The sequence below is a fragment of the Psychrobacter sp. TPE 89C genome (assembly GCF_055522395.1).
Genome location: NZ_JBVFXW010000001.1, coordinates 46,380 through 60,625 on the forward strand (window position 1 = coordinate 46,380; position 14,246 = coordinate 60,625).

At 41.4% G+C, this 14,246-nt stretch carries 12 protein-coding genes; 7 read left to right on the forward strand and 5 right to left on the reverse strand.

Going from position 1 to position 14,246, the window contains the following annotated elements; translation table 11 throughout:
- The first annotated feature begins 235 nt into the window (after positions 1 to 235).
- Positions 236 to 1,378 (forward strand): hypothetical protein, encoded by a 1,143-nt coding sequence (locus tag ACZW67_RS00180; RefSeq protein ID WP_465181705.1) that lies wholly within the window; start codon positions 236 to 238, stop codon positions 1,376 to 1,378.
- Positions 1,366 to 1,749, forward strand: a complete 384-nt coding sequence (locus ACZW67_RS00185; protein ID WP_465181706.1) for an RnfH family protein — start codon at positions 1,366 to 1,368, stop codon at positions 1,747 to 1,749. The genes ACZW67_RS00180 and ACZW67_RS00185 overlap by 13 nt, the downstream gene beginning before the upstream one ends.
- A gap of 11 nt (positions 1,750 to 1,760) precedes the next feature.
- Here ACZW67_RS00185 and ACZW67_RS00190 read toward each other — a convergent pair whose 3' ends face one another.
- Entirely contained in the window at positions 1,761 to 2,180 is a 420-nt protein-coding gene (locus tag ACZW67_RS00190; protein ID WP_194195994.1) for an outer membrane protein assembly factor BamE, read from the reverse strand.
- Between the two features lie 326 nt (positions 2,181 to 2,506).
- Between ACZW67_RS00190 and fur the strand changes: the two genes are divergently transcribed.
- On the forward strand, positions 2,507 to 2,941 hold the full coding sequence (fur, locus tag ACZW67_RS00195) for a ferric iron uptake transcriptional regulator (protein WP_110921825.1): 435 nt from the start codon (positions 2,507 to 2,509) through the stop codon (positions 2,939 to 2,941).
- A gap of 165 nt (positions 2,942 to 3,106) precedes the next feature.
- Here the strand turns inward: fur and ACZW67_RS00200 are convergent, their stop codons facing one another.
- The gene (locus tag ACZW67_RS00200; RefSeq protein WP_110921824.1) at positions 3,107 to 4,228 is read right to left on the reverse strand and encodes a PilT/PilU family type 4a pilus ATPase; all 1,122 of its coding nucleotides are present in this window, start codon (positions 4,226 to 4,228) and stop codon (positions 3,107 to 3,109) included.
- Between the two features lie 87 nt (positions 4,229 to 4,315).
- Positions 4,316 to 5,371 (reverse strand): type IV pilus twitching motility protein PilT, encoded by a 1,056-nt coding sequence (locus ACZW67_RS00205; RefSeq protein WP_465181707.1) that lies wholly within the window; start codon positions 5,369 to 5,371, stop codon positions 4,316 to 4,318.
- A 478-nt stretch (positions 5,372 to 5,849) separates the two neighbouring features.
- Here ACZW67_RS00205 and ACZW67_RS00210 point away from each other — a divergent pair, with 478 nt between their 5' ends.
- On the forward strand, positions 5,850 to 6,566 hold the full coding sequence (locus ACZW67_RS00210; RefSeq protein WP_465181708.1) for a YggS family pyridoxal phosphate-dependent enzyme: 717 nt from the start codon (positions 5,850 to 5,852) through the stop codon (positions 6,564 to 6,566).
- A gap of 129 nt (positions 6,567 to 6,695) precedes the next feature.
- Here ACZW67_RS00210 and paeA read toward each other — a convergent pair whose 3' ends face one another.
- Complete coding sequence (paeA, locus tag ACZW67_RS00215; RefSeq protein WP_110921821.1) at positions 6,696 to 7,970, reverse strand: polyamine export protein PaeA; 1,275 nt, start codon at positions 7,968 to 7,970, stop codon at positions 6,696 to 6,698.
- Positions 7,971 to 8,226: 256 nt separating this feature from the next.
- The gene (locus ACZW67_RS00220) at positions 8,227 to 9,918 is read right to left on the reverse strand and encodes an NAD+ synthase (RefSeq protein ID WP_110921820.1); all 1,692 of its coding nucleotides are present in this window, start codon (positions 9,916 to 9,918) and stop codon (positions 8,227 to 8,229) included.
- Between the two features lie 853 nt (positions 9,919 to 10,771).
- Between ACZW67_RS00220 and ACZW67_RS00225 the strand changes: the two genes are divergently transcribed.
- From ACZW67_RS00225 to epmA, 3 genes are read left to right on the forward strand one after another with little or no spacing between them, the layout of a single operon-like run.
- A complete protein-coding gene (locus tag ACZW67_RS00225) occupies positions 10,772 to 11,899 on the forward strand; it encodes an AI-2E family transporter (RefSeq protein ID WP_110921819.1) in 1,128 nt (375 codons plus the stop codon).
- Positions 11,900 to 11,953: 54 nt separating this feature from the next.
- Positions 11,954 to 13,078, forward strand: coding sequence for a 4-phosphoerythronate dehydrogenase (locus ACZW67_RS00230; RefSeq protein ID WP_465181709.1), 1,125 nt, complete (start codon positions 11,954 to 11,956; stop codon positions 13,076 to 13,078).
- A 40-nt stretch (positions 13,079 to 13,118) separates the two neighbouring features.
- Positions 13,119 to 14,174, forward strand: a complete 1,056-nt coding sequence (gene epmA / locus ACZW67_RS00235; protein ID WP_465181710.1) for an EF-P lysine aminoacylase EpmA — start codon at positions 13,119 to 13,121, stop codon at positions 14,172 to 14,174.
- Positions 14,175 to 14,246: the final 72 nt, after the last annotated feature.

Consider the following 14,246-nt stretch of genomic DNA (forward strand, 5'->3'; position numbering starts at 1 on the left):
CCGATTTCGGGGTTTTTTTATAACTATTCATCCCTTATATTATAGGGGCAGTATATATACAGGTGCTCTTCTTTGTACCGTATAATTATAAATTATCGTTATTCACTTTACATCAAACTCAAAAAGTATGATTAGCCGTGTCAAAGTCATTTAGCCTGCATTGTATAGCGCTTGCACTCATTTTTCTTGCTACTCTAATTTTTGTGAATGATATTAGCTCGTTTGGATTTAGATTATGATGATCCGTTATGCCTCTTACTTTATCGCAGCCCTGCTACCGTTACTCTTGTTTCGTTGGTTTGCACCTGCATCTGTTGGCGAGATTGATTTCTGGCTACTTTGGTTACTAGCAATGGTACTGGTATCATTGCCAGTCATTTATGCTGAAATAGCGTTGGCCTATCGTAGTGTCGAAGCACCATTAGCAGGGATGCAAAAGCTGACTCGTGAAGCAGATGCCAGTCCAATCTGGCGTAGTTTTGGCTGGTTGGCAGCACTAGTAGCTATCATCATCGCAGCATTGGTCGTATCTGGCGCAAGCTCTGGCATATTAGGCGCACTGAGTGACCTGAATAGTACACCTGATGTACCAAGCTTTGCAGTTGCTGCAGGCTTGATGGTCATCGCTCTATTATTGAGTTTGGTGGGCGTTGTTCCTTTAGCGATTGGACTCGGGTTGATGGTTGTCGGTTTGGTATTAGGCGTGGCCAATGGTCTACCTAGTATCGACTTTGCGATGACTGACATTAGTTTAAATGAATGGGCACGTGCAGTAGCATTAGCGCTAGTGAGTGTTGGTGCAGGGACAGGCTTATACTGGTTTGGTCAAAATCTAGTAACCAAGCAGACGGCAACAGCAGTAGACACAGACAATTATAACGCGCAAACGCCTGCTCGCAGTCGAGTGACAGCTGAGTATCGTGCAACCAAATTGGTACTACCGATTTGGATATTGCAGTTAATCGTTGGTGTGGTTGCACTATTAATTAGCGGCGTGTCATTACCACCAATTGGACAGCTGCTATATTGGGTAGGGGTGCTGTTCGTCGCGAGTTATCTGCTACATTATAGTACGCAACAGTTGGCACACAAGTTCGGGCTATTGGTCAGTTTGGGATTAACGTTGGTGCTAGCACTGGTGTTAGTCATTTCCATTCCAACCACATGGTTGGTCGGTATTTTGGTCATTATTAGTAGCGTGGCAGTATTGCTGTTATCGATCTTTGCAGGTTGGCAGATGAAAATCAGTCATTTGCGTAAGTCGTTGAACTTTGGCAATGAGGCGCTGTATAACTTATGGCGGATAGCGATACGTTTGGTCGTACCAGTTGCACTGTTATTGGCCTTGATAGGTTGGGTGATGCAGTGGATAAGCTAACAGCTGATCAAAATAGCGGTGTTGATAATAGTGATGTGTTGTCGTCAGAGCAGACGAAATTCATGACCGTATATTTGGCATATGCCGAAGATGAAAAGCGTCAGCATTATTTAGCGTTACAAGTTAGCCGTGATACCAGTCTGTATGATGCACTAGAGCAAGCAGGCTGGTTGGTAGAGTTTCCGGATTTAGCAAAATGGTGTGATGAGGTTGCTGATATTGCTACTCCGACTGCTAAGCGTTGGCATGTAGGAATTTATGCACAGAAGCAACCGCTTAGCTATCGTTTACAGCCTTTTGACCGTATTGAGGTATATCGTAGCTTAAGCGCTGATCCTATCTCTCAGCGCAAAAGTAAATCTCGCAGTTAAGCCTGTCACTATTACGAAGCTGGAAGACTTTCTATACCTTCGATACGACTGACCAAACCGTTATCATCAAAATAAATAACTAAGTGTTGGCTAGCATTTTTGACATCAGCAATACCTTTACGGCTGCCTTCTGTCCCTGCTTTATAGTCATAAATATAATCCCAACGCTTAGGTTCTAGAGTGTCTCTAATGGCTGGGCTACCAAGAATATAAAGTACTTGGTTTTGATTCATGCCTACTTGTAGATTTTGCGCTTGCGCCTGAGTAATAGCAGTGCCTTGTGGCAAATCAATCTTATAAACACTCAATAATGAGCAGCCAGACATAGCGACAGTAGCGCTAAGCATACTGGTGATGACAATCTTGCGTAATGTGCTTGTACGGCTCAACGGACGAAAAGTTAATGTCTTTATCATGGTAAGATGACTCACAAGAAATGAATTAGGCGCGGCCAAAGCTGGTTGGTGCTAGTCTGACCGACAATCTTGGACAAATGATACGTCATTTACTTGCAATTTCCTACCACTTACGACATTATTTACCAAACGCTACCTGAGTGGTGTTATCATTTGTATTTTAAATTCATATACTTGCATAAATATTTATTGAAAAATAATAGACTAATAATTCACTCAGAATAAGTAAGTTTACTGTTCTTAAAATGCTTCACATATTATAAAAAATAATCGCTAATGATTATTTATCTCATATTTTTGGTTCTTTATTTGCTAAGACTGTCACAGTCAGAAGGGATATTATGGCTTCTTTTACCAATCAAGATTTACGTAAAGCCGGATTAAAGGTGACGTTACCTCGTATCAAAATTTTAGAGCTGCTGGAAAGTGCAGCGCTGCATCACATGAGTGCAGAAGAGGTTTATAAAGCGTTGATTGAACAAGGCGAAGATGTTGGCCTAGCGACTGTTTATCGAGTGCTCACGCAATTCGAGCAAGCAGGTATCGTTGAACGTCACAACTTTGAAAACAATTTGTCAGTGTTCGAAATTACCCAAGAAGGTCATCACGATCATTTGGTTTGTGATGTGTGTGGAAAGATTGTAGAGTTCCACAATGAGGTAATCGAAGAAGAGCAGCTAAAGGTTGCAGAAAAACATGGCTTTAAGCTATCAGGTCATTCATTGGTGCTATATGGTATCTGCGATGAACAAGAATGTCAGGATAGTATCAAATAACCATCTTTGATTTTTTATGATTCTCAAGATACATCATTTCTCAGAGTTTATAACGATCTTTGAAATAGCAAAAGCCCTCATTATTAGTAATGAGGGCTTTTTTGTGGTCAAGAGTGCAAGTGTTCTAGCAAAGACTCTATTGCCGCTTCAAACAGACAGCAGTATTTAAGTGATATTTAAAGATAAACTGTCAGCACCTTCATCTAGATTGCCTGTACCATTTTTGCTATTCAGCTTAATTTGAAGGCGTAAATCGTTAGGAGAGTCCGCATGGAGAATGGCTTCTTTATACGTGATTTCTCCTTGCTCATACAAGTCAAAAAGTGCCTGATCAAAAGTCTGCATGCCACTATCGCGTGAGCGTTTCATGACATCTTTAATCTCATGAACCTCGCCTTTACGGATATAATCACTGATGAGCTGTGAGTTCAATAGAATCTCAATAGCAGCGCGACGTCCTTTACCATCAGGTGTTGGAATGAGCTGCTGCGCGATGATTGCTTGCAAGTTAAGTGATAAATCCATGAATAGCTGATTGTGGCGATTTGCTTCAAAGAAGTGAATGATACGGTCAATTGCTTGGTTAGCATTGTTAGCGTGCAAGGTTGCAAAAACCAAATGCCCAGTTTCTGCATATTGAATGGCATAGCTCATGACTTCAAGGTTACGAATCTCACCAATCAAGATAACATCTGGCGCTTGGCGCAAGGTGTTTTTTAGACCTGCTTCAAATGAGTGAGTGTCGATACCAACTTCACGCTGAGTGATGATACATCCACGATGTTGATGGACAAACTCAATAGGGTCTTCGATAGTGATGATATGACCATGAGAGTTTTGGTTACGGTGTCCTATCATGGAGGCAAGAGTGGTGGATTTACCAGTACCCGTTGCACCCACAAGTAAGATAATACCGCGTTTTTTCATCGCCAGCTCTTTTAGTGCTGGTGGTAAACGTAGCTCTTCAACTGTTGGAATTTTATTTTCGATTTTTCGTAAAACCATTCCTGCCATGTCACGCTGTATAAAAGCACTGACACGAAAACGGGCTTGTTGTGCTTCATCTGCAATAGCAAACTGACACTCGTTGGTTTCATCAAATTCTTTTATCTGGCCTGGTGTCATGACACCTTTGACCAATCGCATGGTTTGTTCTGAGCTTAAGGGTGTTTTACCGACAGGTAGAATTTTCCCATTCACCTTCATGGAAGGTGCTACATCCGCGGTAATAAAAAGGTCAGAGCCGTTCTTATTGATCATTAACTGTAATAGTTTATCAATGTCCATATCGTACCTGCATTCGACGTAAAGCAATTAAGAAAATATCTAAAATTATGATCAAAAGACCACTAATGATGAACCATAAAAATAATGCTATAAAAATGCATCAGGCTGTTTAGCATAAGGACGGGCAACATCTTTACTGATCGTACCTTTTGAGACTAGGTTTTTAAGTGTCTGATCCAGCGTAATCATCCCATCACCTGCACCTGTTTGGATAGCAGAGTACATCTGAGCAACTTTGTTTTCACGTATTAAGTTACGAATGGCAGGAGTACCTAGCATGATTTCATGTGCTGCAATACGTCCACCTGCCTGACGGCGTAGCAGCGTTTGCGATATCACGGCTTGGAGTGATTCTGATAACATGGCACGAATCATGTCCTTTTCTGCTGCGGGAAATACATCGATAACACGGTCAATCGTTTTTGCCGCTGAGCTGGTGTGCAGAGTACCAAATACTAAGTGACCGGTTTCTGCCGCAGTCAAGGCCAAACGAATGGTCTCAAGGTCACGTAGCTCACCAACCAAAATAATATCAGGATCTTCACGTAATGCAGAGCGTAGAGCAGGCTCGAAGCCTAAAGTATCACGGTGAACTTCACGTTGGTTGATCAGACTTTTTTTAGATTCGTGGACAAATTCGATAGGGTCTTCGATGGTTAAGATATGCTCTTTACGGCTTTCATTGATATAATCAATCATGGCCGCTAGTGTTGTTGATTTACCAGAACCTGTTGGACCCGTGACCAGTACCACACCACGTTTTAAGTCTGATATGCGCTTGAATACTTCGCCCATACCTAGATCTTCCATGGTCAAAACCTTGGAAGGAATGGTACGAAAGACAGCGCCAGCACCGCGATTTTGGTTAAAGGCATTTACCCGAAAGCGTGCTAGATTAGGAATTTCAAAAGAGAAATCCGTTTCAAAGAACTCCTCAAAGTCTGCACGTTGCTTATCATTCATAATGTCATAGATGAGCTGATGTACGACTTGGTGAGTCATATCTGGCATATTAATACGTGTCATTTCACCATCGACACGAATCATGGCAGGCATACCGGCTGAAATATGTAAATCCGATGCTTTATGCTTAACGGTAAAGCGCAGCAAATCTTCAATGCTTAAGTTGTTTTTTTCAGCCATAATCAGGTATTCCTATCAATCAATAAGGGTAGAACAAACGAGCATAAAGAGGCATGGTTGAGAATCGACAAAAGACCTATCTTAGGTTCACTATACGAATAAAATATAATTTAGTACTTTTACCATTACTATTACATTCAGTAGCATATGTTAAACCATGTAACAATATAATAACAAGACTGCTGACATTTAACCATCTACTACGCTAATAAAATGTAAATTAGCCATTCAACCCTGTAGTTTATAGATTTCGAGTTCATCTATAGCTGAATTCAAATAATTTCGATACAAGGGAACCGAGTGTAAGTTATACATTAGTATGGTTAGCGAGGATGAGGATGCAGCGGATTTATATGGATTTGGGCTAGATATGGAATTATGGCTATAAAAAATGCGACTATGACCAATAATAGATATCGGTACAATAATTAAAAATTACGGATTTAAAAACGGATCAAATTACCTTTGCGAGTGATACATGAATAAAACTGAGAATAATATGGATAATTCAAGCCTTATTGATAACTGGCAGCAAGTCAGTAAACAAATACATCAGACAAGTGATCGTGCTGGAAGACAAGCTGATAGTGTTGTTTTATTAGCTGTGTCCAAAACCAAGCCAGCCGATATGATTTCTGCTTTGGCTCAGAATGGGCAGCGTCATTTTGGTGAAAATTATCTACAAGAAGCTCTCAAAAAAATTAATACTTTAAAGTCGCAACCCGAAGGTAAGGGAATTGTTTGGCACTATATTGGCAGTATCCAACGTAACAAGACCCGCGATATTGCTGAGAGTTTTGATTGGGTGCAAACGGTTGAGCGTGACATTATTGCCAAACGTTTAAATGATCAACGTCCAACTGAATTGCCACCATTGAACGTACTAATTCAATTAAATATCGACAATGAAGAAAGTAAATCAGGTTGCCTGCCAGATCAGCTACTGGAATTGGTAACCACTATTAAAGCATATGACAGACTACAGCTACGTGGTCTAATGATCATTCCTGCCAAATCAGATACTGGTGCATTTGCTCGTACTAAGCAACTATTTGAAGAGGTTAAAGAAAAATATCCAGAGCTGAATGGTTGGGATACACTGAGTATGGGTATGAGTGGCGATATGACGGAAGCCATAGCCAATGGCTCGACGATGGTGCGTGTCGGCACTGGCATATTTGGTGCACGAGCTTAATCTTAATTTGCTAATGCTAGGTAATTGGTAGGGTATGTCATCAATGAGATCATCAGGACGAAAATAAGAATGTTTTGATTGATGACATTATCCTAGATTCATTAGGTGCTATTTATCAGGTGCTATTTGTTAAACAATCTCATCGATTTTGGTCACCAGCATTTGAGTTATTTTGAGATTGTCAGTCGCGATAATCTCAAATCGATAATTGGCATACTCGACCGTGTCTGTTTTCTTTGGAATTTTGCGTAACATATACATCATAAAACCACTGAGTGTCTCATAGTTTTGACTGCGGGGCAGATTAACAATATCTAAAGCACGAACCACGTCCTCAATAGGCGTCATTCCATCGATTAACCACGAGTTATCTGTCCGTTGCACAATGGGCTGCTCCTCTAGCGTCACAAGCTCACCCATGACGATACTCATCACATCTTTGAGCGTGATAACACCCACGACTAGTCCATACTCATTGACGATAACGGCAAAGTCAGCGCCAGTAGATTTGAACATCTCCAACACTTCAAATAAAGACAAAGTATCGGGCACAAAGAGGGCAGGCATTAATAGCTCTTTGCTCGTTAAGCTGACTTCTTGTCGGTTAAGCACTAACGCGAGAAAGCTGCGTGATTCTACATAGCCCACAATGTGTTCTAAATCATCGTCATGACAAACCAAGAATTTGTTGTGCGGTTGATCGATCATCACTTCGACCACTTTTTCAGTACTTGTCTTGGTATCAAAATAAACGATGTTTTCGCGCGGGTTCATCACTGAAGTTACCGTGCGTTCTTGCATATCAAAGATGTTTTCTATCAGATGGTGTTCCTGCTTTTTGAGTACCCCAGCTTCAGCACCAGCATCCATCACGGCATAAATATCTTCTGGCGTCATATCGTCTTGGCGTGTGGTGGAGATACCTAGTACTTCAAAGAGCACATTGGCTGCACCATCAAATATCCAAATTACTGGTTTCAAAACAAAAATCAAAAGCATCATTGGTCGTACGAGTCGCACGGCGATATTCTCTGTGTTTGACATTGCCAATCGTCTGGGCATTAAGTCGGCGAGCAGAGAAAATAAACTAGTAATCAGTACAAAGGATATAACGGATGATACTGCTTCATTGTTCACCAAAACCCGCAAGTAAGGGCTGATGGCTGACTCACCTACTGCACCAGCTGAAATCGCGACAGCGTTCAAAACGACTTGTACAACAGTAATAAAGCTACCAGGGTTCTCCTGCATTTTAAGGACGTCAAATGCGCGAACATCCCCTTCTTTTGCCATGATTTGTAGCTTAATTTTGCGACCCGCTGCGATAGCAATCTCGGCAGCAGAGACAAAGGCACTGAGAGCCAGTAGTAAAATAAGAAAGACACTAGCAGTTAGCAAACTCATGAGATACTCGGTAAAAAGGATAAGGATTAACAAGAAAGGTAATTGGTTGAATGTAAAAAATAAGCGGTTAGGGTTAAAAGGTAGGTGTTATTGAGAGAAACTCGGTTTATAGAACCTAAAAAAGCTGGGCAAGCACCCAGCTAGTCATAAAGTAATTTAGTCTTTGGCAAACATGGGGCTGTCAGCGCCGCCTAAACCTCTAGGTAATAGAAGTCAGGTAAATAGAGACGCTGAATGTTGATTAACCTTATGTTATTTAACCTTTGATTGACCATTTATTTACTAGAGGATAACGGCGTTCGCGTCCAAAAGCTTTGTGGCTAATTTTAGTGCCAATCGGTGATTGCAGACGCTTGTACTCGCTATTGTCTACCATTTGAATGACTTTTGCGACCATCTCAGCATCAAAACCTTTATCGATAATATCTTGATAGCCCATGTCTTCATCGATATATGACATAAGAATGCCATCTAAAATATCGTAGTCAGGCAAGCTATCTTGATCTTTTTGATCTGGACGCAACTCGGCAGATGGTGGACGAGTAATAACACGCTCAGGAATGACTGGGGTATCTTCTAAACGATTGCGATAACTGGCCAGTTTATAAACCTGTGACTTGTAAACATCTTTTAGTACATCGAAGCCGCCTGCCATATCACCGTATAACGTCGAGTAGCCAACTGCCAACTCAGACTTGTTACCAGTGGTGATGACTAAGTGACCAAATTTATTAGACAATGCCATCAGAACCACACCACGCGCACGTGCTTGAATGTTTTCTTCGGTAGTATCTGCAGGTGACTTGTTAAATAGAGGCGCTAGGGTATGACGGATACCTTCGACAGCATCAAAGATAGGACAAACGGTATAAGACACATTTAAACGACGTGCCTGTGCTTGTGCATCTTCTAAGCTGATTTGCGATGTATACTCGTAAGGCATCATTACTGCATATACCTTGTCAGCGCCCAAAGCGTCAACGGCGATACATAGCGTCAATGCCGAATCAATACCACCTGATAGACCAACGATAATGCCAGAAAATCCTGAGTGGTTCACATAGTCACGTAAGCCGACGACCAATGCTTGGTACATTTCAGACTCACGGCTCAAGGTCAAAGGTGCTTTGACTTGGCTATCAAACTTAGCAGTCTTGACGTCTAAAGTAGCTAGCAGTAACTGATTCATAAAGCGCGGTGCTTCGTGTGCAACACTACCATCAGCTTGTACGGCCATAGAACCACCGTCAAATACTAAATCGTCTTGACCACCAACGGCATTGACATAAACGATAGGTAAGTTGTTTTCACGGCTGCGTTTGGCAAGCATGGTTTTACGGTTTTCTTGTTTTTCGATTTCGAAAGGTGAAGCATTTAAGCTAACGACCAGATCGGCTCCTTGTTTTTTAAGCTCAGCAATCGGGCCTTTTTCCCATAAGTCTTCACAAATGAGCAGGCCAATAGTAATGCCTTTATAATCAAACAAGACTTGATTGCGACCTTTATCAAAGTAACGACGCTCATCAAAAACGCCATAGTTTGGCAAAATTTGCTTATGATAAAAGCCTTTCTGATGGCCGTTATGTAGGATAGCAGCAGAGTTAAACGTGCCATGATGATCGACATGTGGATAGCCAACAATCATTACGATATCGTTTATATCACTTAAGCTGGATAAGGCGCTTTTGACACGACCCGATAAGCTTGGGCGTAGTAATAAATCTTGTGGAGGATAGCCAAGTAGTGCTAGCTCTGGGAAGATAATGACATCCGCACCTTGCTCGCGTGCTTCTAATGCTAATGTACGCATTTTTTCGGCATTGGCAGTGATGTCGCCAACCAAAAAATGTGATTGGGCCAAAGCAAAAGTAACGGTGTCTTGTGTTTTCTTAGTCTTATTGGCCTCGGTTGAGGGCGTTATATTGGGATTATCAGTGTCTTTTGACATTTTTATTGTTCCTATCGATATATTATTTAAAATTTGATGGGTCAGTATTGATTTAAAATAAAATCAAAGTAAGTCCGAAATTAACTAAAAATAGCACTTTTTCATATCGAGTTCTAATATTGAACCTATATGATGAGCTTAAATTACGTGTAGGCTTTTATATGACGTTGGCAAAATACAGTGCTGACGAACGCTTACGCATAATATCCAAAATTATGACGCCGCTCTAAAGGTTAGATCTTATGATAGTCTATAGAAGGGCGATAAAAGAGGGTTGTGGCATATAGTTTGAAAAATACTGTGTCTGTATAACGGTCAAAATAAATAAGGCCAAACAAACTTAACTATATTGAAAAGCTTAAAATAATGACTTTAGTATAACATCAATTGTCGCGACAAATAGAACGCGCCAGTGAATTACCTTTCAAGGTATTGCTTTAAAGTGTGAATGTAGAATCAGTTATTAATGTATTGTTTTTACATACTAAACCCATGTATTGGCTTCTATCTATTCGTGTCATCATCTAGTAAGCTTACGCATAGAAAGTTGTAAGTAAAGATTACAACATAGCGTTATAATAGTCATCGTATTTTGTTGCATAATAAGCGGTGATAATCGCTTTGTTTTTATCTCACTTTAGTCAAAATTATAGCCAATATCTATGTTACGGTATCCTATGATCTAACGCTCTCAAATTAGATTTTTACCCATATGTTTATGTTGGTGATTGACAACCCTCGCTAATGGATGCAGTTTATGGACACGGTCTGTAAATTGCGGTTCATCTCACATTTATAAACTCGTCAGCAGAGTCATAATAGGTCTTTGCTGTGTGTACTTGGTTTATACGCTATGATTGAAAATTGGACAAAAGAGTTTATTATTCAGCGTTTACTGGCCATTACCTTATTGGTCGTGCTGTTTGTACTGTGTTTTCAGGTGATACAGTTTTTTATCGTGCCAGCACTGTGGGCAGCGATTTTAGCGTATGTGACTTTTCCTGTTTATAACTTTTTTTATGAAAAAGTAAAGCTAAGCCCTAATGTCAGCGCTGCCATCATGACGATGAGTATCTCGTTAATGATAGGCGTGCCACTTGTCATTGGTGTGTTTATCCTACAGCAAGAGGCGCTCAGTTTAATCAGTAATTTGATCTATCGTATAAAGGTCGGCTATTTAGATGTGCCTGACTCTGTTAAAGATTTACCTATCGTCGGTCAGCAAGTCAAAGATGTACTGTGGAGAATCAATAAAAACCCTGAAGGGACATTAGAGACGTTTCGCCTTTGGGTACAGTCACATTTATATTATGGCAAAGTCGCCTTTGATGTGGTGTTTAGTGGTCTTGCCAAGTTGGGTATGGCCCTGATGACGTTGTTTTTCTTTTATCGTGATGGTACCAGCTTGGTTCGCCAGATCCGTCAAGCACTGCGTAATATAATTGGCAATCGTATTGATGGTTATATTGACTCTGTGGGCACGACCACGCGTGCAGTGGTTTATGGTATTGGTTTAACGGCCTTGGCACAGGCACTGCTTGCAGGTGTCGGTTATTACTTCGCCAGTGCGCCAAGTCCGATTTTATTGACTATTATAACCTTTATTATCGCATTGATTCCGTTTGGTACCCCATTCGCTTGGGGCGCTGTCTCTATTTGGTTAATGAGTCAAGGTCATACGACAGAAGGTATTGGCTTGGCACTATGGGGTGTATTGGTGATCAGCTGGGTTGATAACTTAATCCGTCCTATTGTGATTAGTGGTGCGACCAAAATTCCTTTTATTATTATTTTTATCGGTGTGCTAGGTGGTTTGACTGCTTTTGGTTTTGTTGGTCTGTTTATTGGGCCTGTGGTATTGGCCATAGGACTTGCCGTTTGGCGTGAATGGATATCGCAGCATAAAAATGAGATATTTTCGCCACAAGAGATAGAACTGTCTGATGACGACGCATTGCCACCAGTGAATGAGTCGCAATAAATAACAGCGATTCTACTACTAGAACCACTATTATTTGACTATGTTATAAAAACGATGAAGGGTAGGGTGAATACTATTAATCATATTACTATTTTGGCTGATAGCAATATCGCCAGTTTGGACAAGTTTTTTAACGCCTCTACACTTGGCCAAGCATCGGAACAGGCCGTAGATATCATCACTGTTGCTGGGCGTGATATTAGTGCGTCATTACTTGCAGAACTGCAACCTGATATTCTGTTGATACGTTCTGTGACGAAAGTGAATGAGGCATTGTTGGCGAATAACGACAGTGTTCAGTTTGTGGGTTCTGCAACCATCGGTACGGATCATGTCGATCAAGATTATTTAAGGCAGCGCCACATTACTTTTGCCAATGCTGCTGGCTGTAGTAAGCATTCGGTCGCGCAGTATGTATTGACGGCAGCATTAACGTTGCGTCCGCAGTATTGGCAGCAATCAATCACTCTGGGCATCATCGGTCTGGGCAATATTGGTAGTACGCTTGTGCAGTATGCCAATGATTTAGGCTGGCAAGTATTAGGTTATGATCCGTTATTACCCAAATCCAAGATAAATAACGCTAGTTTAGAGCAGGTGCTGAGCCAAAGCGATGTGGTCAGTCTGCATGTGCCTTTGACCGATAAGAAGAATGAGGAGAATCCTAGAGGCAGCAATTATCCAACGCGTCATCTCATTGATGCAGATACATTGGCCATGATGCCTGCTGATACAATACTGATTAATAGCGCGCGTGGGCCTGTGATTGAGGCAGATGCGCTGGTAGCAGATATTGAGCGTACGGGGCGACAAGTGTTGCTTGATGTGTTTGAGCACGAGCCTCAGATTGCTGAGCAATTATTATCCAAGCTTGCTATTGCGACTCCGCATATCGCTGGCTACACGGTAGAAGGTAAGCTGCGTGGTACGCAAATCATTTATGATGCGCTATGTGAGAAACTGGCTGTTATACCTACCCAAACGATGCATGCGCTATTACCGCTTAACTTATTTCTATGGTCTGAATTGAAAGCACATCCAGACAGGCTGATAAAGTTCTATGATATTCAGCAAGATGATGCCTCATTGAGAAGCAAAGAAGTTGAGGGGCAGGTTAATGGTGCTGACTTTGATGGTTTGAGACGCGATTATCATCTACGTCGTGAGTGGCAGTTTTAAAAAATTCAAACACCCAATTACCAATCGTAGTAGATCACAAATGACTCAAGCAAATAACATTTCTTCGCAGCCTATTACTTCTAAATCTATTAGCTCTACGCCTAGCTATGCACCGACCATGACATTGGCGATGGCGCAGCAGCGTGCGCAGTTTCTGAGTAATATCCGTCAGTTTTTTGCCAAGCGACAAGTATTAGAGGTGCAGACACCGCTACTGTCGCAAGCGGGTAATACCGATACTTTTTTGCAGTCAGTCGCTGCGCAGGTCACTTATAAAGACAAACCCCAAACCTATTATTTGCATACGTCACCTGAATTCGCGATGAAGCGTTTATTGGCCAGTTGGCAAGTACCTATTTATCAGATTTGTCCTGTTTTTCGAGACAATGAAATAGGGGTACGGCACAATATCGAATTTACGATGCTCGAATGGTATCAGCCAGATTATAGCTTGGATGATATGGCGACTGAACTGGGTGAGCTATTAGAAGCGCTTTATGGCAATGCAGTCGTAATGAGCCATTACCGTTATGTTGATGCCTTTATGGATTTTGTTGGTATTCATCCGTTAACTGCTAGCCTCGCCACACTACAGGCAGTAGCAGAAGATAAAGGCTTAACAGGTTTTGACTTTAATAGTGAGTTGAGCAGTGAAGTAAATACGGAAGAAGACCGTCGCCAAAGCTGGCTAGATTTGTTATTTAGTCATGCGGTTGAGCCAAATTTAGGCCATGATCTACCAACATTAATTATAGAATATCCACCAGCGACCGCCGCATTGGCCAAAACAGCTTTGGACAAAGACGGTAATAAAATTGCCAAACGTTTTGAGCTATATATTAATGGTATCGAGATTGCCAATGCTTATGATGAGTTGGCAGATGGGCAAGCGTTAAAAGAGCGTTTTGAGCAAGATAACCAATTGCGTCAGCGTCATAACCTGCCACAAATGCCAATCGATGAGCATCTACTAGCGGCGTCTGATGATTTGGTACCTTGTAGTGGTATCGCATTTGGTATAGACAGACTGATAATGGTCATCACAGGAGCTAGCAGTCTAGAAGAAGTGATTCCGTTTCCAAGCGGTTTGGCATAGTTTTTCTACAGAAAGTAGCTATTATTACTCTTTTAATGACTTATTCTCAAACGACAGCCATAAAAAAGCGAG